Origin of the sequence: Acinetobacter sp. F-1, from assembly GCF_022869025.1 — a bacterium.
Taxonomy (GTDB): Bacteria; Pseudomonadota; Gammaproteobacteria; order Pseudomonadales; family Moraxellaceae; genus Acinetobacter; species Acinetobacter pseudolwoffii.
Window position 1 is genome coordinate 159,145 of the sequence record NZ_JAJKFX010000006.1, and the last position, 24,752, is coordinate 183,896.

General features: G+C 45.7%; 27 protein-coding genes and 1 pseudogene. 13 read left to right on the forward strand and 15 right to left on the reverse strand.

All coding sequences use genetic code 11. The annotated features are described in order from the left end of the window. Positions 1–10: 10 nt before the first annotated feature. Positions 11–793 (reverse strand): NRDE family protein, encoded by a 783-nt coding sequence (locus LOZ91_RS07920; protein ID WP_005095550.1) that lies wholly within the window; start codon positions 791–793, stop codon positions 11–13. 93 nt (positions 794–886) lie between these two features. Here LOZ91_RS07920 and lgt point away from each other — a divergent pair, with 93 nt between their 5' ends. From lgt to LOZ91_RS07935, 3 genes are all read left to right on the forward strand, one after another. Then, positions 887–1,696, forward strand: a complete 810-nt coding sequence (gene lgt / locus LOZ91_RS07925) for a prolipoprotein diacylglyceryl transferase (RefSeq protein WP_244782969.1) — start codon at positions 887–889, stop codon at positions 1,694–1,696. Positions 1,697–1,786: 90 nt separating this feature from the next. Continuing rightward, positions 1,787–2,179: a hypothetical protein gene (locus LOZ91_RS07930; protein ID WP_005095547.1), complete on the forward strand. Its 393-nt coding sequence runs from the start codon at positions 1,787–1,789 to the stop codon at positions 2,177–2,179. Beyond that, positions 2,172–2,558, forward strand: coding sequence for a hypothetical protein (locus LOZ91_RS07935; RefSeq protein ID WP_244782971.1), 387 nt, complete (start codon positions 2,172–2,174; stop codon positions 2,556–2,558). Before LOZ91_RS07930 ends, LOZ91_RS07935 begins: the two co-directional genes overlap by 8 nt. 18 nt (positions 2,559–2,576) lie before the next feature. On the opposite strand, the gene LOZ91_RS07940 is transcribed toward LOZ91_RS07935, so the two are convergent. Further along, the gene (locus LOZ91_RS07940) at positions 2,577–3,092 is read right to left on the reverse strand and encodes a hypothetical protein (RefSeq protein WP_005095543.1); all 516 of its coding nucleotides are present in this window, start codon (positions 3,090–3,092) and stop codon (positions 2,577–2,579) included. 407 nt (positions 3,093–3,499) lie between these two features. On the opposite strand from LOZ91_RS07940, the gene LOZ91_RS07945 reads away from it, so the two are divergent. From LOZ91_RS07945 to msrA, 6 genes are all read left to right on the forward strand, one after another. Then, positions 3,500–3,991: a lipocalin family protein gene (locus LOZ91_RS07945; RefSeq protein ID WP_244782973.1), complete on the forward strand. Its 492-nt coding sequence runs from the start codon at positions 3,500–3,502 to the stop codon at positions 3,989–3,991. Between the two features lie 181 nt (positions 3,992–4,172). Beyond that, positions 4,173–5,015, forward strand: a complete 843-nt coding sequence (gene thyA, locus LOZ91_RS07950) for a thymidylate synthase (RefSeq protein WP_244782976.1) — start codon at positions 4,173–4,175, stop codon at positions 5,013–5,015. Between the two features lie 97 nt (positions 5,016–5,112). Further along, positions 5,113–5,625: a dihydrofolate reductase gene (locus tag LOZ91_RS07955; protein WP_244782977.1), complete on the forward strand. Its 513-nt coding sequence runs from the start codon at positions 5,113–5,115 to the stop codon at positions 5,623–5,625. Positions 5,626–5,651: 26 nt separating this feature from the next. Further along, positions 5,652–6,698 (forward strand): DUF4105 domain-containing protein, encoded by a 1,047-nt coding sequence (locus tag LOZ91_RS07960; RefSeq protein WP_005095536.1) that lies wholly within the window; start codon positions 5,652–5,654, stop codon positions 6,696–6,698. Positions 6,699–6,800: 102 nt separating this feature from the next. After that, complete coding sequence (locus LOZ91_RS07965; RefSeq protein WP_100534637.1) at positions 6,801–7,262, forward strand: META domain-containing protein; 462 nt, start codon at positions 6,801–6,803, stop codon at positions 7,260–7,262. Positions 7,263–7,365: 103 nt separating this feature from the next. Further along, positions 7,366–7,890 (forward strand): peptide-methionine (S)-S-oxide reductase MsrA, encoded by a 525-nt coding sequence (gene msrA, locus LOZ91_RS07970; RefSeq protein WP_005095533.1) that lies wholly within the window; start codon positions 7,366–7,368, stop codon positions 7,888–7,890. Positions 7,891–7,954: 64 nt separating this feature from the next. Here the strand turns inward: msrA and LOZ91_RS07975 are convergent, their stop codons facing one another. The 5 genes from LOZ91_RS07975 to LOZ91_RS07995 all read right to left on the reverse strand — a co-directional run bounded on the left by LOZ91_RS07975 (position 7,955) and on the right by LOZ91_RS07995 (position 11,617). Next, positions 7,955–8,359, reverse strand: a complete 405-nt coding sequence (locus tag LOZ91_RS07975) for a biopolymer transporter ExbD (protein ID WP_005172785.1) — start codon at positions 8,357–8,359, stop codon at positions 7,955–7,957. After that, entirely contained in the window at positions 8,359–8,982 is a 624-nt protein-coding gene (locus LOZ91_RS07980) for a MotA/TolQ/ExbB proton channel family protein (protein ID WP_100534638.1), read from the reverse strand. The genes LOZ91_RS07975 and LOZ91_RS07980 overlap by 1 nt, the downstream gene beginning before the upstream one ends. Positions 8,983–9,007: 25 nt before the next feature. Further along, positions 9,008–9,778, reverse strand: coding sequence for a hypothetical protein (locus tag LOZ91_RS07985; protein WP_005095529.1), 771 nt, complete (start codon positions 9,776–9,778; stop codon positions 9,008–9,010). A 193-nt stretch (positions 9,779–9,971) separates the two neighbouring features. Continuing rightward, entirely contained in the window at positions 9,972–10,838 is an 867-nt protein-coding gene (gene purU / locus LOZ91_RS07990; RefSeq protein ID WP_005095527.1) for a formyltetrahydrofolate deformylase, read from the reverse strand. Positions 10,839–10,885: 47 nt separating this feature from the next. Further along, entirely contained in the window at positions 10,886–11,617 is a 732-nt protein-coding gene (locus tag LOZ91_RS07995) for a TetR/AcrR family transcriptional regulator (RefSeq protein WP_034608773.1), read from the reverse strand. Between the two features lie 115 nt (positions 11,618–11,732). Between LOZ91_RS07995 and LOZ91_RS08000 the strand changes: the two genes are divergently transcribed. The 4 genes from LOZ91_RS08000 to LOZ91_RS08015 all read left to right on the forward strand — a co-directional run bounded on the left by LOZ91_RS08000 (position 11,733) and on the right by LOZ91_RS08015 (position 15,602). Beyond that, positions 11,733–13,181, forward strand: a complete 1,449-nt coding sequence (locus LOZ91_RS08000; RefSeq protein ID WP_244782985.1) for a coniferyl aldehyde dehydrogenase — start codon at positions 11,733–11,735, stop codon at positions 13,179–13,181. Between the two features lie 165 nt (positions 13,182–13,346). After that, positions 13,347–13,583 carry a 50S ribosomal protein L28 gene (rpmB, locus tag LOZ91_RS08005; protein WP_000048256.1) on the forward strand — a complete coding sequence of 79 codons (237 nt, stop codon included), beginning with the start codon at positions 13,347–13,349 and terminating at the stop codon, positions 13,581–13,583. A gap of 12 nt (positions 13,584–13,595) precedes the next feature. Then, positions 13,596–13,751: a 50S ribosomal protein L33 gene (gene rpmG, locus LOZ91_RS08010; RefSeq protein ID WP_001205031.1), complete on the forward strand. Its 156-nt coding sequence runs from the start codon at positions 13,596–13,598 to the stop codon at positions 13,749–13,751. A 135-nt stretch (positions 13,752–13,886) separates the two neighbouring features. Then, a complete protein-coding gene (locus LOZ91_RS08015; RefSeq protein WP_244782986.1) occupies positions 13,887–15,602 on the forward strand; it encodes a cation:proton antiporter in 1,716 nt (571 codons plus the stop codon). A gap of 221 nt (positions 15,603–15,823) precedes the next feature. Here LOZ91_RS08015 and LOZ91_RS08020 read toward each other — a convergent pair whose 3' ends face one another. The 8 genes and pseudogenes from LOZ91_RS08020 to LOZ91_RS08055 all read right to left on the reverse strand — a co-directional run bounded on the left by LOZ91_RS08020 (position 15,824) and on the right by LOZ91_RS08055 (position 24,722). Then, complete coding sequence (locus LOZ91_RS08020; RefSeq protein ID WP_004278462.1) at positions 15,824–16,102, reverse strand: hypothetical protein; 279 nt, start codon at positions 16,100–16,102, stop codon at positions 15,824–15,826. Positions 16,103–16,207: 105 nt separating this feature from the next. Continuing rightward, positions 16,208–16,711, reverse strand: coding sequence for a DUF6586 family protein (locus LOZ91_RS08025; protein WP_074383987.1), 504 nt, complete (start codon positions 16,709–16,711; stop codon positions 16,208–16,210). Between the two features lie 204 nt (positions 16,712–16,915). Further along, positions 16,916–17,167: an RNA-binding protein gene (locus tag LOZ91_RS08030; RefSeq protein WP_005095517.1), complete on the reverse strand. Its 252-nt coding sequence runs from the start codon at positions 17,165–17,167 to the stop codon at positions 16,916–16,918. Positions 17,168–17,250: 83 nt separating this feature from the next. Then, positions 17,251–19,239, reverse strand: a complete 1,989-nt coding sequence (locus tag LOZ91_RS08035; RefSeq protein ID WP_005172809.1) for an ATP-dependent helicase — start codon at positions 19,237–19,239, stop codon at positions 17,251–17,253. Positions 19,240–19,533: 294 nt separating this feature from the next. Further along, a complete protein-coding gene (locus tag LOZ91_RS08040) occupies positions 19,534–20,679 on the reverse strand; it encodes a glycerate kinase (RefSeq protein WP_244782987.1) in 1,146 nt (381 codons plus the stop codon). A 64-nt stretch (positions 20,680–20,743) separates the two neighbouring features. Beyond that, a pseudogene (locus LOZ91_RS08045) lies at positions 20,744–21,501 on the reverse strand (hypothetical protein). A 98-nt stretch (positions 21,502–21,599) separates the two neighbouring features. Then, a complete protein-coding gene (gene topA / locus LOZ91_RS08050; protein WP_180001796.1) occupies positions 21,600–24,242 on the reverse strand; it encodes a type I DNA topoisomerase in 2,643 nt (880 codons plus the stop codon). Between the two features lie 30 nt (positions 24,243–24,272). Further along, positions 24,273–24,722, reverse strand: coding sequence for an ammonium transporter (locus LOZ91_RS08055; protein ID WP_005095506.1), 450 nt, complete (start codon positions 24,720–24,722; stop codon positions 24,273–24,275). Positions 24,723–24,752 lie beyond the last annotated feature (30 nt).

A 24,752-nucleotide genomic window follows, 5' to 3' on the forward strand; every position in this document is an offset into this window, starting at 1 on the left:
TTATCTGGGATTATTGTTGTAGCATCATGATTTTCTCGATCAATTGCCCTGCAGTCACACCTTGTTGTGACTTCTCGATCCAGTGCCATTGTCCTCGCTGCATTCTTAGAAAATTCGAGCAACGGGTGCCGTAAGTCGGGCTTTGAATAAAAGTCGAGGACAGCAGATGTTCCATTTCAACCGAGATCCCTGTTTCCGGCAACAGTTCAGGAATCACCTTGCGTTCATCTTCCAGAATATCCCAAACCGCATGACACAGATCAGTTTCTGGCATGGCTGGTTGTTGCAGCATGGGTAAAAATTCCTGGGTAAAGCGTTTACGCAAATGCCGGGTCTTATACCAGTCTTCGCTCATCAGGCCGTTGGAGACAACATAGACGCCTTGTGCCAGCACTTGCGGTGCTTCGCCGCGATTGCTCATATACACCGCCTGCTGCTGGTCTCCAACGAACAGGTTAAAACCGGCATAGTCACACTGCCGTTGTTCCAGATCTTGTGCGAAACGAATCGGCGTTAAGTCCGAATTTAAAAAATCCTGGATGATATGACCACGTGAAGTCGGATAATCTGTCCGATCTTGCCCGTTGCGAAAATTGGTAATCACTGCCCAGCGACCTGAGGCCGTGATACCCATCCAGGTGCCGCCCGACTGCAAATCCTGCCCGGCAATAATCGGACTATCTTCCCATTCATGCAATGCCTGTGTAGGCCGCTGATAGAATTCATCCCGATTTGAAATCAGACATAATGGGGTCTCATCCACAACCCGCCAAGCCAGTGCCACGATACACATAATTTACGCTCTCGATCTTTACACATTGAATGTACAACATTTTTCTTTGCTTTCAGCTAAAATCTGTGCAAAACAGAATCACAAGGAACAGGAATGCTCACCTATCCCAATATTGATCCCGTCGCGATTTCGCTCGGGCCCCTGCAAGTCCACTGGTATGGACTGATGTACTTACTGGCATTTTTATTTGCCTGGGGCTTGGCAACGTTTCGAGCCAAACAACGCGGCTGGACGCCAGATATGGTCTCTGACCTGATTTTCTTCGGTGCGCTTGGTGTGATCATCGGTGGCCGTGTCGGTTATGTCTTGTTCTATGGTTTTTCTCAGTTCCTCGCAGATCCTTTATGGTTATTCCAGATCTGGACCGGTGGTATGAGCTTCCACGGTGGTTTCCTCGGTGTCACTCTGGCCATGTTGTGGTGGTGCCGGAAATACAAGATGACCTGGTTCCAGACCCTGGATTTTATTGCACCCTGCGTACCAACGGGGCTGATGTTTGGCCGGATTGGTAATTTTATTGGCGGTGAATTGTATGGCCGTCAGGTGACCGATCCCAACTTTGCCTGGGGCATGATTTTCCCGACCGATCCTTTGCAGCTGGTGCGTCATCCATCACAACTATATCAGGCGCTGTGTGAAGGCCTGATTCTGTTTATTGTATTGTGGTGGTTCAGTTCCAAGCCGCGTCCACGTATGGCGGTCTCTGCACTGTTCCTGATCGGTTATGGTCTGGCACGCTTCGTGGTCGAGTTCTTCCGTGAGCCGGACAATGGTCAGCTGTTTATTGGCTGGATGAGCAAGGGCCAGTTCCTGAGCCTGCCAATGATCCTGATTGGCTTGTGGATGATGTGGTATGCCTACCAAAAGAAAATCTATGACTGGGGTCCACAGAAAAACAGTTAAAACCAGCTTAATTGAGCGAGGCACAGGCCTCGCTTTTTTATAGCCAAAATATGCTAAAGTGCCGATTATCTTTTCGATTTCTTCATCACTATGCTTGAGTTCTGGTTCAATCCACAGGTGTCTGTTCTAAAAAAACTGTTGATCTTTATTGTGATTGCCGTGACAGCTGCAGTGTTGTACTGGATGGAACCACTGCCCTTGGATGCAATTCTGATGTTTGTCGGTACGGGTGTGATTTTTCTGATTTGTCGTTACTGCAAAATCCACTTTGCCAGCAAAAATCCGACCGGTTTACTGTATAGACTACTGACCTGGATTCCAATTGCCTTATTGATTGCTTTAGTTTTTATGAACATGCAGCAGGGTGAAATCCTGATTCCGGGTGCACAAGGCATTGCTTTTATGGCACTGGCGATTTGCCTGTTTTCACCGCTATCGCTGCTCAATCAGAACTCTCACGATCCAGAGCCGCCACATGCTTGAATTTTGGTATTCCGAACGCTGTCACCGTCAAATCAAACTGATGGTGATTATTGCGACCTGTATTGTCATTTACGCAGCATCGACTGTGGCCCAGTTAGATCCGGTATTTGTAGGGGTAAGTTTAGCGATTGGAATTGTCGTGCATTTACTGCATCATTTCCGCTTGAAAATCTCGAAGTCCAATCCCTATGCCAATGGTTTTAGCGCCTTAAGCCGGGTCATTCCTATCATTGCACTGATTACCCTGTTTGGTTATTTACCCGAGCAACATCAGCCATGGGCGAAACTTGCCTTGGGTTTGCAATGTCTTGGCTTTGCTGCGATTGGATTGTTTATCGTATCGGTCTATGAAAACCGTGCGAAGCGCTTTGAGGACTGATCACTTCGCAGCATTTTCTTAGAAGTATGTTTCCAGTCGATAGTAACTATAAGTCAGGTTTTTGGTGCGATAGATTGCATGACTATTCTGCTTGAAATCTGACACCCAGGCACTGCCTGAATATGCCGCAATGTGTCCATATTTATGATTTGAAGTACGGTCAATAATATAGATATCACCTTTTTTCGGCCGGTCAAAAGAAGCATTAATTTTCTTATAACCCAGTTGCATCAGGGTATTTCCCCAATCCGCTGCAGCCACGGGATGATTGACAATTTTCGCACCCGAAGATTGCAGACCGACACGAATACTGCGCGCACATTTCTGTGTACTGGTATTTCGGGTAATGCCTTGCAGATAACTGGTAAATTTCTCGATATTAATACGCTGACCATTGCCTGCGCCTGAAGCATTACGGACAGTGGCTTTTTGCGTTGGCTTTTTAGGTCTTTGCTCCGATTGGGAACGCACCATGATATTCGCTTGCACAGGAGCATAAACTTCGCTCATGTTCACCTGATGATCATAGATCATGCCTTACCAACCGCTCCTCGCCTGCAACTTAGGCTTTCATATTGTTAACAAGCGAAGGATACTAGCCGGATAAATGTTATTTTTCACATAAAAAATGTAAACAAATTTGTCTATTTTTACAGCATTTAAATTAAGCCTTTCATTCTACTGTAATTACAAAAATAATCATCTTTATAAAAAAATTGTAAAGCAAATAAGACTCAAACAACCAATAAAGTCTGAGCATGCCTGAATAAGCATTCTCTTCATCTATTTTTTCGGCAATCTGGTAGGCATATTTAATGCATTGCAAAGCGCTATTCCAAGATAACATTTCACTACAGGACTACATCATTTTTAGCCGCAAATCTCGTATTAAACTAATTCGGTAGTTTTAATATTGAATTGAGATTAACGGAGAAGAAAAAATGACTCAGGATTTAGCCACTGTTTCAAATTTTAATTTAGAACAATATTTAGGTACCTGGTATGAAATTGCACGTTTGCCAATGAAACACCAGCCCGAAGACAGCACTGATATTTCTGCGGTATATAGCTTGAATGAAAATGGTAAAGTTCGGGTGCAGAACCGCTGTCTGGATGGCGATGGCAAGCTCGATGAAGCCATTGCTGAAGCCAGCATCGTTGATGCAGAACATGCCAAGCTTGAAGTCAGCTTTTTACCCGAAGGCCTGCGTTGGATCCCGTTTACCAAGGGCGATTACTGGGTATTAAAAATCGATCCGGATTATCAGACGGCCCTTGTGGGCGAACCTGGTAAAGAATACTTATGGCTGCTACATCGCGGGACGACTTTAGATGAAGCCACTCAACATGAATATTTAAGCTATGCAGAATCCTTAGGTTATGATCTGTCCGATCTGATTCACACCGTGCATACTGGCCATAAAACGGCTTAATTTACTGTACAAAGACCTCTATCAGGAGGTCTTTTTTATTCTGGTTTGAGCGATGAAAGCTCATCAAAAAATGCTATGATATGCGCAATTTAAATTGTCCCTTTCGACAGCAAATTATTTTTGAAATAATCTATACTGCTGTTAAAACGGCGATTTTCAACAGATTTAAATAGAGAGACCTATGCGCCAATATCTTGACCTTTTACAACACATTCTCGACAACGGCGGCGATAAAGGCGACCGTACCGGTACAGGGACACGTTCGGTATTTGGTCATCAGATGCGCTTCGATCTTTCCCAAGGTTTCCCTTTACTCACCACCAAAAAAGTTCATTTCCGTTCTATCGTGATTGAATTATTATGGTTTTTAAAAGGCGATACCAACGTTCAATATTTAAAAGAGCATAAAGTTTCGATTTGGGATGAGTGGGCAACCGCCGAACAGACCGCACGTTTTGGCCGCCCTGAAGGTGAACTGGGGCCAGTTTACGGTCACCAGTGGCGTAATTTTGGTGCCAGCAAAAATGCAGATAATAGCTATAGTCAGGATGGTTTTGACCAGATCAAATGGTTGATTAATGAAATTAAAACCAATCCAAATTCGCGCCGTCTGATTGTATCTGGCTGGAACCCGAATGAAGCAGGCCAAGTGGCATTACCGCCTTGCCATACCTTGTTCCAGTTCTTTGTCCACAATGGCAAATTGTCTTGTCAGCTGTATCAGCGTAGCGCCGATGTTTTTCTCGGTGTTCCATTTAATATCGCCAGCTATGCCCTGTTGACACATATGATCGCGCAAGTCTGTGAGCTGGAGGTCGGTGATTTTGTCTGGACCGGTGGCGATACACACCTGTATAGCAATCACTTCGAGCAAGCCCAGTTACAGCTCAGCCGTGAGCCCTTGGGCCTGTGCCAACTTAAATTGAATCCTGAAATCAAAGACCTGTTCGACTTCAAATTTGAAGATATTGAAATTATTGGTTATGAATCACATCCGGGGATTAAGGCACCCGTTGCAGTGTAAATATTCCCAAACCAAAGAAAATCAAAATCCCACTTTGCTTAAAGTGGGATTTTGCATTTTAATAGGAGCAAATTTTTATTTGTTTTTGAGTGTAGGTATGGCATTTCAGGATTTAGAAGTCGTTCATGTCGTTGCAATGGATCAGCAGCGCTGTATTGGTAAGGACAATGACCTGCCTTGGCATATCTCAGCCGATCTCAAGCATTTTAAAGAAATCACTCAGGGCGGTGTAATTGTCATGGGCCGCAAGACCCTTGAGTCGATGGGGCGTGTGCTCCCTAAACGCGTGAACTGGGTCATTACCCGTGATCCTGACTGGTCTTTTCAAGGCACTAAAGTTGCTCATAACATTGAAGATGCGCTTATTCAGGCAGTTACTGATGTACACAGCTCAGAAAAACCGACGTCTATTTTTATTATTGGTGGCGGTGAAATCTTTAAACAGACCATGGACATTGCCGACCGTCTGGAACTGACTCATGTCGACCTGGATGTACAAGGTCATGCCTATTATCCTGAAATTCCGGCAGAATTTAAAAAAGTCGCGGCCGAGCAACATATTGACGACAAAACCGGGATTGCTTTTGAGTTTGCAACCTACAGAAAATAAAGCCTATTTCTCATGAAAAAGTGACCATGCAGGGACGCGAATATATTTCCAAGCACTGGAGTCTGTGGCTACTGGGTAGCCTGTTTACCCTCTTTGTCATTCTGTCGAGTCTGTGGCTCAGCCTGATGCTCTGGGTGCAGCAACCTCTCGGCAAGATTGGCAGCTTGATCCTGATTGGTGTTTGGTTAACCTTTTCCCTGCTGGTACTCGGGATCTACTTCACCCGGCACCTGATCTCGCGTAAAGTCGATAGCATTCTATATCTTCTGGTCTTTCTGTTTTGTCTGCTGGGCTATTTTAGTCTGCAAGCGCGTCAGGATCGGGAGTGGAATCCTGAAGTGGCTCAGTTGTTGCACTATGAACAACAAGGCGATCAGGTCACCCTGCACAATATCCGGAACTTTGACTGGCAAGCTGATGGTCGTTATATCGAACGTTGGGAAAGCCGCAGTTTTGACCTGAACCAGATTAGCGGGGTGAATATCATTACCTCCTACTGGATGGGTCCGAAAATTGCCCACACGCTGGTCAGCTTCGATTTTGCCAATCAAAAACCTCTCACCTTCTCGATTGAAATCCGCAAGGAAAAACATGAAGAGTTTTCTGCAATTGGTGGGTTTTTCCGTAAATATGAATTGAGTCTGGTGGCATCGGACGAAAAAGATATTGTGTATACGCGTAGTAATATTCGCGGGGAGCAGGTGTATTTCTTTCCGGTGAATATGCCCCAAGCTCAGGCCAAAGCCTTATTCAAAGAATATCTGGCCCAGGCCGATGAATTGGCCAGAGAACCCAAGTGGTATAACACCCTGACCAGTAATTGCACCACTCTGGTCTTTGATATGGTTCAGGCAGTATCGCAACAACAATTGCCTTCAGATTATCGACTGTTAGCGTCCGGCTATTTACCGAATTATCTCTATGATCTGAAAGTGCTGGATCAATCCTGGGATATGCACACCTGGTACCAACGGGCGCATGTGAATCCACGAGTCAAACAGAGCGCCGATCTGTCCAGCCAGGAATATTCGCAGCGACTTCGTCAAGGCCTGCCTGCACCTCAGACACATTAACTGGCGTTTTTATCACTGTAAATAAAGATACAAAATCAACTGGAACCTGAGTCATTTTTTTGTTTATATACAAATAGCTAGTCAATAATCAGAGTATCTTTCATGCTAAAAAAATTAACTGCAATTGCCCTATTAGGCTCGGTATTGGCTGTAATGGGCTGCGAGACCGTGCCGAATACCGCCACCACACAAACCACGAATCATTTACAACTTTTGCAAAATCGTACCTGGATTGCCACACAGATTGGCAATACTGAAATCAAGACCGCAGCTACTGCATCTCATCTTCCAAGTCTGCAATTTGATACCAGCACCCAGCGTGTTTCCGGTTCAGATGGTTGTAACCGGATCATGGGCAGCTATACGGCGGGCAAAGATACTTTGAATTTAAGCCAGATGGCAACAACACGCATGGCCTGTATGCATAATGATCAGCTTGATCAAAAATTTAATGAAGCTTTAGCCAAGGTGACGCATTATCAGGTATTTGGTAAAACCCTAAAACTATTGGATCGTCATGGTAATGTGTTAATTCAGCTGGAAAGTGCAGTTCAGCCACGTTAAGACTTCCCTACAAAAAGCCTGTATTGGCGGGCTTTTTTTATCTTTCATACTGATGGGCCAGGATTTAACCATCAGCCCAGTTCAATCGAATGAGGAATCAGCCATGCAACAAGCACTTTTTGGTGGTGGATGCTTTTGGTGTACCGAAGCGGTATTTTTACAAATTCAGGGCGTTCAGCAAGTCCTGAGTGGCTATGCCGGCGGTCATACCCCTGAGCCAAATTATGAGGCCGTGTGCGGCGGTGAAACCGGCCATGCTGAAGTTATTCTGGTTGATTTCGACGAAAACCAGATCAGCTATGCCCAGCTCCTTGAGGTGTTTTTTGCGACGCATGATCCAACCACTTTGAACCGTCAGGGCAATGACGTCGGCACCCAATATCGTTCCGTGATTTATTATCTGAATGCTGAACAAAAAACTCAGGCAGAAGCAGCCATGGATGCTTTAAAAAATGAAGGCCTGAATATTGTGACTGAACTCAGCCCGATGCCGACCTTCTATCCTGCTGAGGAATATCACCAAAATTTCTTTGCGAAAAATCCAAACCAAGGTTACTGCAATTTTGCCATTCCGCCAAAACTGAATAAATTACGCAGTAAATTTATGACTTTGTTAAAAACCCATTAATTTGCATAAAAAATGGGGATAAAAAAAGCGACTGAAATCAGTCGCTTTTTTTGTTAGCTGAATCTTAGTTATCGGTTGCAAAGGCAATGTCGCTGAGTCCGGCTCCACTCGCACGCGACATGACTTGAGCTACCGTGTCATAACGGGATTCTTTATCTGCTTTCAGCACAATCGTCGGCTGACGTTCGGTCTGACCTGCTTCATTAAAACGGGTCTGCAATTCGTCTAGGGTCAGGACATTGCCATTCCAGGCAATCTCACCTTCCGCATTGATGCTGATTGTGACATTTTCAGGCGGCAGATCAATAATCTCCGCGGTGGTTTGTGGCAAGGTTAATGGAATTGATGGGTTCGCAACGGTCGCTGTCACCAAGAAGATGATCATCAATACCAACATAATGTCGATGAGGGGAATGAGGTTCATCTCATTCATACCTACATCGTTGTCTTCACCCAGTTGAAAAGCCATTAAGCTTGACCTCCCACTAAACTCTGTTGTGTTACTTTTTCATCAGACTTTTTTGTAGCAGATTCCTGTTGCAACATGGTGTCAATCAACAAGCCATGTGCCTGATCTTGTAACTCATGCGCCAAACCACGATTGAAACGCACACAGATGTTATAAGCCAGTACCGCAGGAATCGCGACGGCCAAGCCTAGACCCGTCATGATCAAGGCTTCACCGACTGGGGTTGCCACTTGTGCCAGACCAGCCTGACCGCTTTTACCCACTGCAACCAGCGCATGGAAAATACCCCACACGGTACCAAACAAACCGACAAATGGTGAAATCGAAGCAATCGTACCGAGGACGGATACCCCTTTCTCAGCATTGGCTTTTTCGGCTGAAATCTGACGTAACAATGCCTGTTCTGCCACTGCCTTACGCTGTTCAAAGCCCAAAGGAGCCAATTTGGTTTTCAGTTGCTCCAATGCTTGAGACAGCTGGGTATAAGCAACTTGTTTAAGCTGGCGAGTGCCCATTAAACGCAGCACAAAAATGGTCCATGTCGCAATCGACATTGCCAATAACACGAAGTACAGCGTTTTACTGACTGCATCAGCGTGTTGCCAATAAACTGAAAAGTTCATCTTCGAACTCCTAATGGGTTAGCCGTTATTTGGTAATTTGAAAATCGAAAGGTTGCTCAACCCGGGTTGGATAAGCCACACCATTTTCCACATATTTGGTTAGTTGCGCGCGGCGTACCGCTGCTTCAACTTTACGGTTCACTGCCGAGCTACAATCCGAATTACGTGCAGTCGCAGAAACCACTTTACCCTGCTCATTTGCCGCCACATCGACTACCATCGAACAAGTCGCTCTTAACTCACCTGAAGACAAGGAAACTTTCGGTGCGCGCTGCCAGCTCACTCCACCCCCAATCGAGACACTTTTTGGTGATGGCGCAGCAGCAGGTGCTGGCGGTGCTACAGGCGCAGGTGGCGCGACTGGAGCGGGTGCCGGTTGCACTTTGGTTTCGGTGACCACTGTCGGTACCACCGGACTTGGGGTTGGTTTAGCTTCAACGGGTGGTGCTTTCACGACTTTAGGTGCTTCTGCCTTCTTCACCTGTTCTATTTTTTCAACTTTTTTTGGTGGTGGTGGCAGCGGTTTATCTACAATTTTGACTTCTTTGGGCTTAGGCGGCTCTTTTTGTGGCTCGGCCTTCGGCTTTGGCGGTAAAGGTTTGGGTGCTTCCTGCAATTTCACAAAGCGCACTTTGAGCGGCTCTTTCTCTACAGGCTTGAGCTCCGGTGCGTCCATCTGGCTCACTGCCCACAATAGGCCCACATGTCCGACGAACACGGCCGCCAGAATCGAGATGACTTTCTTTTTCATCTTGTTGGGCGGTGTAGGTGGCATGGGAGCAGCAACTTGACTCATTAAATCTATTACCTTGAGGAGATGATGTGAAACAAACAATCAAGCTCATCGGTTAGCACAATTAAAGTACGCCAATAATAAATGAGAAGTGTTTTCATTTGCAACTGCTAATCATACCTTTCACTGATTTTTTTTGCATCAAAACAAAAAAAGGCACACTAAAAGTATGCCTTTTTAAATAGGGATGCAAGTTTTATTGGAACACGACAGTTTTATTGCCATCGACAATAATACGGTCTTCCAGATGCCATTTCACTGCACGTGCCAGTACATTACGTTCTACATCCTGACCGAGTTCACGCAACTGTTCAACGGTAAAGTCATGATTGACACGTTCTACGTCCTGCTCGATGATCGGACCCTGATCCAGATCGGCAGTAACATAGTGTGCAGTCGCACCGATCAGCTTGACACCTTTTTCATGCGCCTGCTTATACGGATTTGCACCGACAAATGCGGGCAGGAATGAATGGTGAATATTGATCACTTTCATTTCCCACTTACTTACAAATTCTTCATCTAGAATCTGCATATAACGTGCCAATACCAACAGGTCATTGCCCTGCATTAACTGGTCAATTTCTGCATAGGCTTCAGGCTTGTTGTCTTTGGTCACCGGCACCACTTCAAATGGAATCCCAAAGTTTTCAACCGCTTCGCGTAAAGTCTCGTGATTCGATACCACCTTGGTAATTTCACATGGCAACCCACCACGGGCATGACGCCATAACAGCTCAAGCAAGGCATGATCGACCTTAGACACCAAAATACCGACTTTCTTCACATCGCTGACCAGAGCCAGACGCCATTGCATGCCATAACGCTCTGCGACATTTACCGCAAAAGTCTGGGTAATGCTTTCTTTACGGCTTTGCAGATGATCCAGTTCAAATTCAACGCGCATGAAGTAACGGCCGCCCTGCGCTGCTGTCGCATATTGGTCAAGCGCAGTAATATTGGCACCTTGATGATACAAGAAGCTCGAAACAGCCTGCACGATGCCCGGCTTGTCTTCACAAGTAATCAATAAACGTGCGGTGTTAGCAGTCGTCATATTCATGTTGGTTTAAGTCACTAATCAGTTAAATTTAAAATAAGCCGAGTATTCTAGCGCGTTTCCGAGATATTCTGAATAGGCGACTCGACTTCTGTGTTTTTTGCAGATGACAGGCTGGCAAAAAGTTCCGAAGAACCTAGGCTATTTAGCAAACCTTCATAAGTTTGACGGCTTTCACCGCGTAAATAGGCCCCTTCCAGGAACACCATTTGACGGAGTGCCTGCCAGACCCATTTTTCTTCCAGCGTATTGGAATCGGTCAGATGACCTGACATATATAGAAAGTTGGTCCAGTTGGTCAGTACAATCCACAGGTTAATGATCAGTGCTTCAATTTCTGAATCGGTCATGTCCATCAAGCCAGCATTCACAAAAGCCTTATAGATTTTCTGACCTTGCTGCATCACCTCGCCGGCAAAGCGTGGATACATCTTGCGGAAATCTTCGTTATTTTCGACCAGATGATAGACATCGCGATGCAGGAAACGATAAGCCCACAGCTGACTGCTCAGTACCTGAAAATAATGAATCTTGTCATTGGCATCCAGAGCACGATCATCCGGCAGCGCCAGCATTTCCAGAGTTTGCTGCTGGTACTCCTCCATCAGTTCTTTAATAATTTCATTCTTATTACGGAAATGATAATACAGGTTACCAGGGCTCATCCCGAGTTCAGCCGCAATATGATTGGTGGTCACAGAGCGTTCGCCACGTTCATTGAACAGCTGCAAACTGAGCTGCAAGATACGCTCTTTAGTTTTTAAGGTTTTGGTTTGGGACATCCTAAAATAACCATTCAGTTCGTGCATTAGCAGGCTAACACACAAAGTCACTTGACTAATTAGAGTATTTGCTCTAAAAATTAATTAATCGATTTTTGAATAATGGTAGTGCGGCATGAACAGTCACACAAAAACAATATCAATGACACCACATTTTTTTGATGGCCAATACTTAAATGAGCTTTTGGCACAACAAAAACATGCTTACTTAAACTATCCTTTGCCGACGGCAAAGGAACGCATCGATCGTTTAGCTCGACTTAAGCGTATCTTAGTTAAGTATCAAGATCAATTTGCAGAGGCAATTAATCAGGATTATGGTAACCGCTCGATTGGGGAAACCAAAATTGGTGAACTGCTCACCTGTCTGGAACATATCAAATATTATAGCAAAAACTTGACCCGATGGATGAAACCCTCCAAGCGTCATGTCGGCATTATTCATCAACCGGCCAAAGCTTGGGTGCAATATCAGCCTTTGGGCGTGATTGGGATTATTGCACCGTGGAACTATCCATTGTTGCTGTCCATTGGCCCACTCATTTGTGCATTGGCTGCCGGCAACCACGCCATGATCAAGATTTCTAGCGCATCGGCTGCGTTTGGTGAAGTGCTTGAAAAAGCCTTGGCAGAAGCCTTTCCGAAAGAACTGGTCGCAGTGGTTAATGGTGGCGGTGTGATCTCAGATGCCTTCTGTCGTCTAGCCTTCGACAAAATGATTTTTACCGGCTCGACTGCTGTGGGTAAAACCGTGATGGCAGCCGCAGCAGAAAATCTGGTTCCGGTGATTCTGGAACTGGGGGGTAAATCGCCAGTGCTGGTGCATCCATCAATTGATCTGCGTGATGTCGCACAGCGGATTGCAGTGGGCAAACTCTGGAATGCCGGTCAAACCTGTGTCGCACCGGACTATATGTTCCTGCCTCGTGGCAAGACGGCAGAATTTATTGATCATTTTAAAGCCTGCGTAGAAAGTATGTATCCGGATATCACCCATAATCAGGATTACACCTCGATTGTGAATGACAAACAGTACAACCGTCTGCAAGGCTATCTGGATGATGCGCGTGAACAGGGTGCGCAAGTCATTGAAATTAATCCGCGTAGTGAAAACTCGGCTGATCTGCGCAAGATTGCACCGACCATCGTGACCAATGTCACCCCGATGATGCAGATCATGCAGCATGAAATCTTTGGCCCACTGTTACCGATCATGGAATATGATCAAATTGACGATGTCATCGACTTTATTAATAGCCGTCCGCGTCCACTTGCTTTATACTACTTCGACTTTGATCAGGCGCGTGCCGATTATGTCGCACAGCGTACCCATTCAGGGCATTTCGGGCAAAATACGGTACTGACCCATGTTGCGCAGGACGATCTACCATTTGGGGGTGTCGGTGCATCAGGTATGGGTAAATACCATGGCCCAGAAGGCTTCTTCAGTTTGTCGCATGAACGCTCAGTAATGTCGAATCCAAAGCTGTACAGCTTGAAATACATTCTGCCACCGTTCAATAAACCGATTCACAAGCTGATTTCGAAGACACTTCTCCGCTAAATGATCAAGGCATGAGCTATCGATATAGTTCGTGCCGCGTTTTGACGAAAATCGCTTGTCTTTTAAGCGCATTTTTGATATAAAACGCCCCTTGAATGATTTCAATCCGTTTATTTTTGACTGGCCATACAGATTTGCTGTTGGCTAAATCAATGGAGTTACACCATGTCTAAGGTTTGCCAAGTTACCGGCAAGCGTCCAGTCGTTGGTAACAACGTCTCACACGCCAACAACAAAACTAAGCGCCGGTTCGAGCCGAACCTGCACCACCACCGTTTCTGGTTAGAAAGCGAAAAACGTTTTGTACGTCTTCGTTTAACCACTAAAGGTATGCGTATTATCGACAAATTGGGCATTGAAAAGGTTGTTGCTGACCTACGTGCTCAAGGTCAAAAGATCTAAGGAGTCTGAACCATGCGTGATAAAATTCGCTTAGTTTCTTCAGCTGGTACAGGTTATTTCTATACCACGACTAAGAACAAACGTACTATGCCGGAAAAAATGGAAATCAAAAAATTTGATCCAAAAATCCGTCAACACGTAATCTTCAAAGAAGCTAAAATCAAATAATTTTAGTTTCTTTAAAAAAACGACCTTTGTGGGTCGTTTTTTTTTGCACTTTTTTTATCCGGCTTGATAAACTTTCTGCATGTTTTGGCACTTTTTGTGCTTATTTCCCAGCAAACCTAGCTAAAGGAGTATTTAGTGCCACATGACGTAGAGCTCATTATATTACTGGCTGTTGGTTTTGGCTTAGCTTTGGTCTTTGGCTATCTCGCTGCACGGCTACGTCTTCCTCCTTTGATCGGTTACTTAATTGCCGGCATTCTGATTAGTCCCCATACGCCCGGTGTAGTCGGTGATATTCATCTGGCCAACCAGCTGGCAGAACTTGGCGTCATGTTCCTGATGTTTGGTGTCGGGATGCATTTTTCCCTGAACGATCTGATGCAGGTACGCCGGATTGCCCTGCCTGGTGCGATTTTACAGATTGCAGTTGCCACCTTGCTCGGGGTCGGAGTTTCGATGCTGTGGGGCTGGAGCTTTGGTTCAGCGCTGGTCTTCGGCCTAAGCCTGTCCTGTGCCAGTACCGTGGTTCTACTCAAAGCACTCGGTGATCGTGGCCTGCTCGATTCAATTAATGGCCGGATTGCCGTCGGTTGGCTTTTGGTCGAAGATCTGGTCATGGTCTTGGCCTTGGTATTATTGCCGGCCACTGCCTTACTTCTAGGCGGACAAGCACTTGAAGGTGCGAGCGATGAAAATATCTGGGCCACTTTAGGCATTACCCTGCTGAAAGTCGCAGGCTTTATTGCCTTTATGCTGATTATTGGTAAACGTCTGGTGCCGATGATCATCCAAGTCGTGGCACGTCTGGGTTCTCGTGAGCTGTTTACCCTGACTGTGGTCGCTGCGGCCATCTCGATTGCCTTTGGGGCCTATAAGGTTTTTGGGGTATCTATGGCGCTGGGGGCTTTCTTTGCCGGGATGGTGGTGAAAGAGTCAGATTTCAGTCATCGCGCGGAACAAGAAACCTTGCCGCTGCGTGAAATCTTCTCAATCTTATTCTTTGTTTCTGTCGGCATGCTGTTTGATCCGCGTATTTTACTGGAACAGCCACTCCATGTGCTGACAGTCGTCGGCATTATTCTGATTGGTAAGACTATTGCGGCTATGGCATTGGTGCTGTTCTTCCGTTATCCGATCAATACCGCCTTGACCGTCGGTGCTTCTCTGGCACAGATTGGTGAGTTCTCCTTTATTTTGGCTGCACTCGGTGTTGCGCTCAACCTGCTTTCGCTGGAAGGTCAAAACCTGATTCTGGCGGGTGCATTGATCTCGATCACTCTTAATTCCTTTATCTTCTCCGCGATTGAACCGGTACAAAAATGGATTCGGGAACGCTCGACCCTGGCACGCTTACTGGAACGCAGTGGTGATCCATTGGCAATGTTACCCGATGAAGTTTCACAGGATTACTTGCGTGATCAGGTGGTGCTGATTGGTCATGGTGAAGTGGGTCGTCGTATTACCCGCTCATTAATGGAAGAAAATATCAAGGTGGTTATTGCAGAAGAAAACCGCGATATTGTCGAAAATCTGCGTGAAAAAGGTATTGCCGCGGTTTCAGGCGCTGCGACTGAAGCCGGTGTTTTGATCCAGGCGCATATTCAACATGCGCGCTTACTGGTCATTTCCCCTATGGATATCATCGATATTCATAAAATTGTAGATATTGCCAAGACCTTGAATCCAAAAATTCAGGTATTGGTCTGTGCCGAAAGCAAGGAAGAAGCTGAAGCGATCCGTCGTGATAATATCGGCGCGGTGTATTATGCCAAAGAAGAAATGGCGAAAAATATGAGTAATCATATTTTAAACCAGATCGAAATTGCGCATCAGCATCCCCCTTCTCATTAAATTTCTTTGCATAAAAAAAGTTGCCCAATGTGGCAACTTTTTATGCATAATCACAAGATTTTTTGTAATAAGCTGACTTCAAATCATCAGGATTTAAATCAAAGAAACGAGGTTTTCATTTCTTGAAATTAACCTTGAGCTCGTACCTAAAATCTAACTCACCCCCAACCCTTTAAAATCAAAAAGCACACCGATAGTGTGCTTTTGAATACATTGTAATCTTAACTCATATACTTCGGCTCTTCATCTACCACTTCTGCCTGCCATTCATTGACCTGCTGTTCCAGCAAGCCATACAGGGCCGCCTGAATCATCTGTTGCGCAATCACAGGCGTCTGCTCTCCGAGTAGAGCCTTCACCTCGTCATTAAACTGAATCATGACCAAAGGCTGTTTATGCGAACCTGCATTGCGTAAAGCCAAGGCACCACCTTCAAGTTGAACGAGTTCTAAAATCGCGTCTTGATTACCAAATAAGTCTTTCAACTGTTCTATAGACATATATCCTCCATGTTCAACATGGTGGCAAAGAGCCGGGTGCACTTTGCATCATTAGAGTAATTAATATAGGGTTAAAAATTCTAATTTCAAGTACGGTCGATCCGATTAAAATTCAATCATCTCATTGCGAAAACCATCGATGAGTTGTGTCAAGTCACGATGCCATTCTCTTAATATAGCAGGATCAGGTAACCATGCTTGTGGAGACTGTGTGACTTTAATGATGAGATTTGAGGAGGTTTCGTCTTCGGGTTCCGGTGTACTCGGTTCAGGCGCATACTGGCACAGACGATACGCACGTTTTAGTTCAGCAATGAAACCGCTCTTGGATAAGTGTTGTAATACGGCTACTTCGGGTGAAATCTGGCCTTTGGCTGCCATTAGTTCTTCGATCGATTTTAACGTCGGATTGGCATCATTCAGGCGATAGTAACGCACCAGTTCCTGCAAAAATGCCAATAAAGCGCCATGCAAATGAAACACAGTCGCCTCACGTTGTGCCTGAGCCTGTTGCACATGCTCGGTTTGCTCTGCCTGCTGACAGGCAAGACGGGCAAAATACAGTTTTTGATTGGTACGGTCCGCATGATAGCGAGCAACACGGGTCATTGATATTTCCTAAGGTTTTAAACAAATTTTGGCTTTTATAAAGTAAAAGGTTCGCTTTCATTTCGCAATCAAAACATGTTTAAACTGAATCCATCCAGTACTGAAATCCAGAAAATCTAACTGCCTGCACGAGTACAACCATGAGCACAACAAGGTTAAATTTCAGCCATAAAAAAGGAGCATATCAAGTGCTCCTTTTCCAGTTTAAGCCTCGGGCTTATCTTCTGCTTGTTTTACCCGGATTCCATGTCCGTGCAAGCGCAAAGTATTCAGGCCTTTAATGGCTTTGATGGCTTCACGTGCATGCGGCATTTCTACAAAGGCAAAACCTTTTGATTTCCCGGTTGCCGCATCGAGCACCAAAGTACAAGTATTCACTGTGCCATATTCCTGGAACAACTTCAGCAACTCGGCTTCTGTGACCGTACGTTCTAAATTACGAACTAAAATTTTCATCTGATAACCTTAAGAAGATAGGCAAAAAATATCAAAAAGCACGCGCCTACTCTACTTTTTGTATGCAACAACTTTGCTATAGTTTAATCGAGATCAATGCCAAAATCTAAATTAATCGATTGACGTTCAATTAAGGCACTTTTCACGGTCTGCTGCCGGGTTTTGTAATGGGTTTCCGTGGTGCATAAATGCCGGGTGAGATCATTCAAGAAATAACTTGCGACTTTACGTCCCTGCGCATCGACCGTTTCCCGCGCCCAGTGATTCAGATTTTGTTTGGTTAGAATCAATTCATTTTTGGCTCGGGTCAGCGCCACATACAGCACACGACGTTCTTCTTCAACATCATCAAAGTCGCCTTGGGCGCGTGCATGCGGATAATTTCCCGGCGTGACATTGGCCACATAACAGACATTCTGTTCGGTGCCTTTTGCTGAATGAATGGTAATCAGGGTCACCACATCATGATCGGACTGGCGTTCAATTTCCGAAATCGACACTGGATCGAGCACATATTCCTCTAAAAATTCACTTAGTTGTGAATGCTTGGAGGCCAGTTGTTTCACCAGTTCAAAATCACCCTGACGACGTGGCCAGTCTTTTTTATAGTTCTCTGCCAGTTGTGTTTCAATTGCCTGAATCGCAAGACTGACACAAGCCTGCACTTCGCCTTTCAGCACGCTCATCTGCTTCATGATCAGAATCGCATTTAGAGGTATCTTGCCAAATTTCTCCAGTTTATCGGAGATTTTATCGATTTCAGGTTCCAGCAAAATGTGTTGCGCCAGCTTGCTTGCACCGACATCACCGACACCATTCCACAGGGTCAAGAAACGCATCCAGGCGATATCATCCAGCGGATTGGCGACCACACGCAGCATGCTGAGCAAATCTTTGACATGTGCCGTTTCCAGCAGCTTCATACCGCCAATAAATCGATACGGTACATTGGCCGCGATACAGGCTGCTTCAATATGCCGCGCGGCAAAACTGGAACGCACCAGTACCATATGTTCGCCCCATTTGCTGCCCTGTAGATAATGACGCTCTTTAATATCAATTGCGATCCATTTGGCTTCATCAAACTCATTCGGAAATATATGCATGCGCGGCTTTAGGCCCTCGCCACGATAAGCTTCCAGACGTTTGTCATATTTGATTTCAGACTGATCCAGCAGCCAGTTGGACAGATCCAGAATTTCCTGGGTCGAGCGGTAGTTTTTTTCCAGTTTAAAAATTTGCGCATCTGGTACCCGTTCTTTGAAATGATGAATATTTTCAAAGTCTGCGCCACGGAAACCATAAATCGACTGGGCATCATCGCCGACACAAAATAGGCTGATCCGGTCTTTCAGCGGCTCCAGCAAGGCCCATTGCAGTGGATTGGTATCCTGCATTTCATCGACCAGCATATGCCGACAGATTGAAGCCACATAATCGACTAAGCCTTCTGATTGTGCCAAAGCTGTCGCCACCACCGCCAGAATATCGTCATAATCCAGAAAACTGCGCGCCTGTTTGCGTGCTTCATATTCCTTCATGATCTCGGCAATTTGATCTTTCAGCGCCAAATATTCCGGCATCTGCTTTTCCAGCGCGAGACTGAGCTTCTGCCGGGTATTACGTGCAAAGGAATATAAATCGCAGAGTTCTTGTGGCTTGGGCAAATGATTAGGATTTTTTTTGTCATCACGGCCACGAATCAGACGGAACATCATCAACTGATCATCACGATCAATAATCGAGAACTGTTCCAGACCAAAGGCCTTCGGAATACGGCGCAACAGATACATACAGAAAGTATGAAAAGTCGAGGCACGCAGACCTTTGGCTTGATCCCCCAAGGCTAATTCCACCCGCGCTACAATTTCACTGGCTGCACGGCGGGTAAAGGTCAGAATCTGAATCTGGTTGGCGGGTACACCCTGCTCAATCAGGTAAGCTGCACGTGCCACGATGGTCTTGGTTTTGCCACAACCTGCCCCGGCCAGCACCAGACTATGTTTTGTTTCTGTGGTCGCTGCTTGCTTTTGTTGGGGATTTAATTCATCAATCAGGTTGGCTAAACTCATTTTCACTCATCGTTTTGTGGATGGCTGTAGTTTAGCAGATCGCTCTTATAATTATGGCTTTTCATCCGCCCTGAAACAGCAGCAAATTTTATCTCTTGATTTGTTTGCTATAGGGTCGACAGCATGGATGCCGTCTGCTGGATTGAGATATAGGGACATACCCTCAATCCAGCAAAGGATTTCTGTTACCTTGCGAAGCAGTGCTTCTCATCCATGAAAAGCAAGATCTGCTTATGCGTTATTATCTGCCATTACGTAAAGCTTGTGCAGCAATGACGATCTTGTAAAAGAAAACTAAATACGCTGTTCCTCAATATTTTTAATTGTTTTGGACACTGCTTTTTCCAGATTCACTTCCGCATTTTTTAAGGCTTCTTCCCGGCTACAATCTGGTGGATTAATCCCGATAATCTGACTAAATCCAGACTCATATAGTGACTCAATCCCATCGCCCACCAGTCCAGCAAATGCAAGCACCGGTTTATTGAATTTTTGCGCTACTTGTGCCACGCCAAATGGAGTTTTGCCTAATTTAGTTTGATGATCAAGCTTGCCTTCACCGGTCAGAACATAATCGGCTTGGGCTATTTTATTGGCTAAATCTGTCTGCTGAATGATGAGTTCCACGCCTGATCGAATAGAAGCAGCTGTGAATGCCATTAAGCCAAAACCAAGTCCACCTGCCGCACCCGCACCTGCAACATGACGATGATCACGTCCAATTTGCCGAGCAACCAGATCGGCAAAATGACTGAGGTTCTGATCCAGTTGCTTGACCATTTCCGGTGTCGCACCTTTTTGTGGGCCAAAGATCGCTGAAGCACCATTGGGTCCACACAGCGGATTATTCACATCCGATGCAATGATAATTTCAATATCCGCCAGCCGTGAATCCAGTTCGGATAAATCAATTGCTATGATTTGATCTAGGTTTCCACCGCAAGCCTGTATTTCTAATCCTTGGGCATCTAAAAACCGAGCGCCTAAAGCCTGTGCCATTCCCGCACCGGCATCGTTCGTCACACTGCCACCCAAGCCAATGATGATTTTACTGGCCTCTAAATCGAGCGCAGACTTGATCATTTCTCCTGTGCCACAGGTTGAGGTCAGCAGAGGATTACGCCTTGCAGCTTCCAGCAGATCTATGCCATTGGCTTTGGCCATTTCAATGATTGCGGTTTTTCCTGCATCAATTACGCCAAAATACGTCTGGATGCGCTGATCAGGCAATGGCCCTGTCACTTCACAGGGAATGCGCTGTCCTTTTGAACTTGAGATCAGCGTATCGACAGTGCCTTCCCCTCCATCCGCCACAGGAACATGAATACACAAAGCATCAGGCAACACGTTTTGAATGCCACTCTGCATGGCCTGACAGGCTTGTTCAGCACTCATACTTTCTTTAAAGGAATCTGGAGCAAGAACAAAAGTAAGCGGCATATGGTTATTTTTATCTATCAATAAAGTCTAGATTCTGGATAAATCCAAGAGAATCTACAAGTCTTTATTTCCAGCCCAACTCAATTGCTGTGATCTCATTAATCAGGGTCTGATCCAGAGATCCCGGCATTTTACTCGTGGTTTCGGACAGCGGGATATGTCCTGCCATCAGTTCTGCCTTGGCTTGTGGGGGAACACAGGTTGCTGATCTGGAAATGCATAACCTATTGGATAAATCGGCTGACCTGTGGCCAGATCATATTTATCACTGGCACCAAAGGCATGCAGTAACTCATGTACCAAAACAATTTTATTTTGTTCAGACTGCTTTTGAGAGGCAAACAGGTTGACCGAACCAATACGGCCTTTTTGCAAGGCAGTTGAATGCTTTAATTGCCGGGTTTGTGCCGGATCATAATAATTTAAAAACAGGGTCAGACTGGCAGAAGGGTCCGAACTTTGTTGCTGTTTCCAGGCATAAAATCGAAACTTTAAACTCCATACAACAGTATCGAAAATTGAGGCCTGCTCAGGGACTTTAGGCGGTAAAACTTTAAGCTCACGACCCAAATTAAAATAAAAATAAGTGGGTTGATTCCGATATTGCTGTGCTGATTTTTGTAGAAAGTCTCTTGCCGTTTCTAGATCCTGAACTGACAGTTGCTGGATGTATTGCTGTGTGGTCGGTAATCCATCTGCATTAATCGGATGCAACAGAACCATGACCGGCTTTGACCAGTTCTGATTTTGATCACGATAGGCATTGACTGCAACGATCAATAAAATACTTAATAAAATCTGAATCCGAATCTTTTTCCACATATCCCCAAGCAACCTTATTTATTTTTTTTAAAATATCGACACATCATAAATAAAAAATGCCGACTTTCGTCAGCATTTTTTTCAAGTTTAAACTTTATTTAGGCTTCAACCCATTTTCCATCCTGGTAAACCAGAGACCATTTGGTTTGCTTGCCTTCCGCATTTTCAGAGCCAATATATTGCGATTGGTTCTTGCGACTGAATTTCACCAAAGTCGGGTTACCTTCCGGATCTGCATCAGGCGCTTGCAAGATAAACTGATATTTCGGATCTAGCTGTTCAGCCACAGAGCGAATCTCGGCAACTTTCGGTGCCCGTGTTTCACGCACTTTCGGGAACTTGCTGGCAGCCAAAAATAAACCGGCCGCACCATCACGCAGCACAAAGAAGTCATCGTGCTTGGTCGAGCGCAAATGTTCCATCTTGATCGGATCGACACGCGGAGGTGCCGGCTGACCACTCTTTAATACTTTACGGGTATTGTCACAACTGTTGCAGGCGAAGTATGGACCAAAACGACCCGTTTTAAGCTGCATTTCGCCATCACATTTGTCGCATGGAATGGTTGGGCCATCATAACCTTTGATCTTGAACTCTCCTTCTTCGAGTTCATAACCATCACAGTCCGGGTTATTGCCACAAACATGCAGTTTACGACCGCCATCAATCACATAGCTGTCCATTGCCGTTTCACACACCGGACAACGTTTCTTCGACATCAGGTCAGCGGTTTCGGCCGCATCATCATCAGACAGTGCAGCCAAAGACTCGACTGGGGTCAGGTTCAAGGTTCCCTTGCAACGTTCTTTCGGTGGCAGGTTATAACCAGAACAGCCCAGGAAAACGCCTGTGGTTCCGGTACGAATCTGCATTGGGCGCTCACATTCTTTACAATGTACCGCATCCACTTCCACTGGCTGATTACGGCGCATACCGTTCTCACCTTGTGCCGTAGTCAAACGCTGCTTGAAATCGCCGTAGAAGCTGTCTAACAGCTCTTTCCAATTACGTTCACCATCTGCCACCTTATCCAGCTGACCTTCAAGATCTGCGGTAAAGGCGTAGTTCATCAGGTTATTGAAGTTTTCATCCAGACGGTCGGTGACGATCTCACCCATCTTCTCGGCAAAGAGACGACGGTTATCGAGCTTCACATAACCACGATCCTGAATGGTCGAGATAATTGCAGCATAGGTCGATGGACGGCCAATACCTTTTTTCTCGAGTTCTTTGACCAGTGAGGCTTCAGTAAAACGAGCTGGTGGCTTGGTGAAATGTTGAGATGGATCAAGCTTCTGAAGTTTCAGCACTTCACCGACTTTCACTGCCGGTAATAGAATATCGTCATCCGCTTTGTTGGCACCACGCACCCGGGTAAAACCATCAAAGACCAGCGTCCGGCCTTTGGCTTTCAGTTCTACGCCATTGGCATTGACTAAAATGGTTGAAGACAGGTATTCAGCCGGTGTCATCTGACAGGCCACAAACTGGCGCCAGATTAAGTCATAGAGACGCTGTGCATCACGCTCCACACCGACCAGACTGTCACCTTTGAGACTCACAGTAGATGGACGGATTGCCTCATGCGCTTCTTGCGCGCCGGCTTTATTGCCATAGCGGTTGGGTTTGGCCGGCAGGTACTTCTCACCAAATTCTGATTCGATATGGCCACGGACCATGCTTACCGCATCATCACTCAGGAAGGTCGAGTCGGTACGCATATAGGTAATGAAACCGGCTTCATACAGGCGCTGTGCCAGCATCATGGTTTTCTTCACAGAAAAACCGAGACGGGTACTGGCCGCCTGTTGCAACGTTGACGTGATATAGGGCGCGCTTGGATTGACTTTGGTTGGCTTATCTTCACGGGCAGAAACGGTATAATCCGCATCTTTAATCAGGTTTAACAGTGCATCCGTTTCGTCTTTATTACGAAGCTTTAAAGTCTTGCCATTTTGCTTGACTGCTTCCAGACGGATGTCATCTTTTTTCGATTTGGTATCGGCAAACACCTGCCAGTATTCTTCAGGAATAAAGGCCCGAATTTCACGTTCGCGTTCAACCACCAGTTTCACCGCAACCGACTGTACACGACCGGCTGACAGGCCACGGGCAATCTTTTCCCACAAGAGTGGTGAAATCATGAAGCCGACCACGCGGTCCAGGAAACGGCGTGCCTGCTGGGCATTGACTTTATTGGTGTCCAGACGTGAAGGATGCTTAAAGGCTTCCTGAATGGCATTTTTGGTAATTTCGTTGAAGACCACACGTTGATAACGTGACTCATCGCCGCCAATCACTTCTTTTAAATGCCAGGCAATCGCTTCCCCTTCCCTGTCCATATCCGTTGCCAGATAGACTTCATCGACTTGCGCTGCCAGTTTTTTCAGTTCGGCAACCACATGTTCTTTGCCGGGCAGCACTTCGTATTTGGCTTTCCAGTCATGTTCCGGATCGACACCCATGCGGTTAATCAACGCATTCTGTGATTTTTCAGCTTTCTGTTCATCTGTCAGTTTGGTGCGTGTCGCCGGCTTTTTCTCTGTCGATTTGGCAGAGCCGCCTGTTGGCAAGTCACGGACATGACCGACTGATGATTTTACGATGTAGTTTGGACCAAGGTACTTATTGATTGTTTTCGCTTTTGCAGGCGACTCCACAATCACTAAGGCACGCTTACTTCCAGCGTCGGGAGACTTTGCTGTGCTGCTTTTTGATGTGGACCGAGGAGCGTTCGCCATAATTAACCGTTAATCCTGTTTATTTCTAAATTAAAGTTCAGCCAAAGCGTGTAATAGTGCTTTGATATCGTCGAGTTGGGCTGCTCTTAAATCAGCATGTTCATCCCAATACAATCCGACACAGTTGGCCTGCATATCAATAGCATAAATGCCTTTTAATGCAATGGGAAAATCTTTAAATTTCTCATCACCCTGCACAATTTCGAGTTTATTATCGACAACACGGGCACGCATCAAGGGTAAACGCGCATCTGGCATGAGTACGCTGTAGTACGCAACCATACTGGCACGACTTTCAGTGGCCTTTGGAATTTTGGTCCAGTCGGGTGCAACCACCAAACGTGGATGCAGACCCATTTTGCGGGCTTTGTCACGCATGATGCCAAGCGCTTTTTCTCTTGGGCTGACACGTAAGCCAAAAATTGACCCCATGACAAAAATGATGATGATCACCGCTACCCAAATTCCAGTGTTTTCCATAGTTCAACCTTTATGTTCTATTATTAGAGT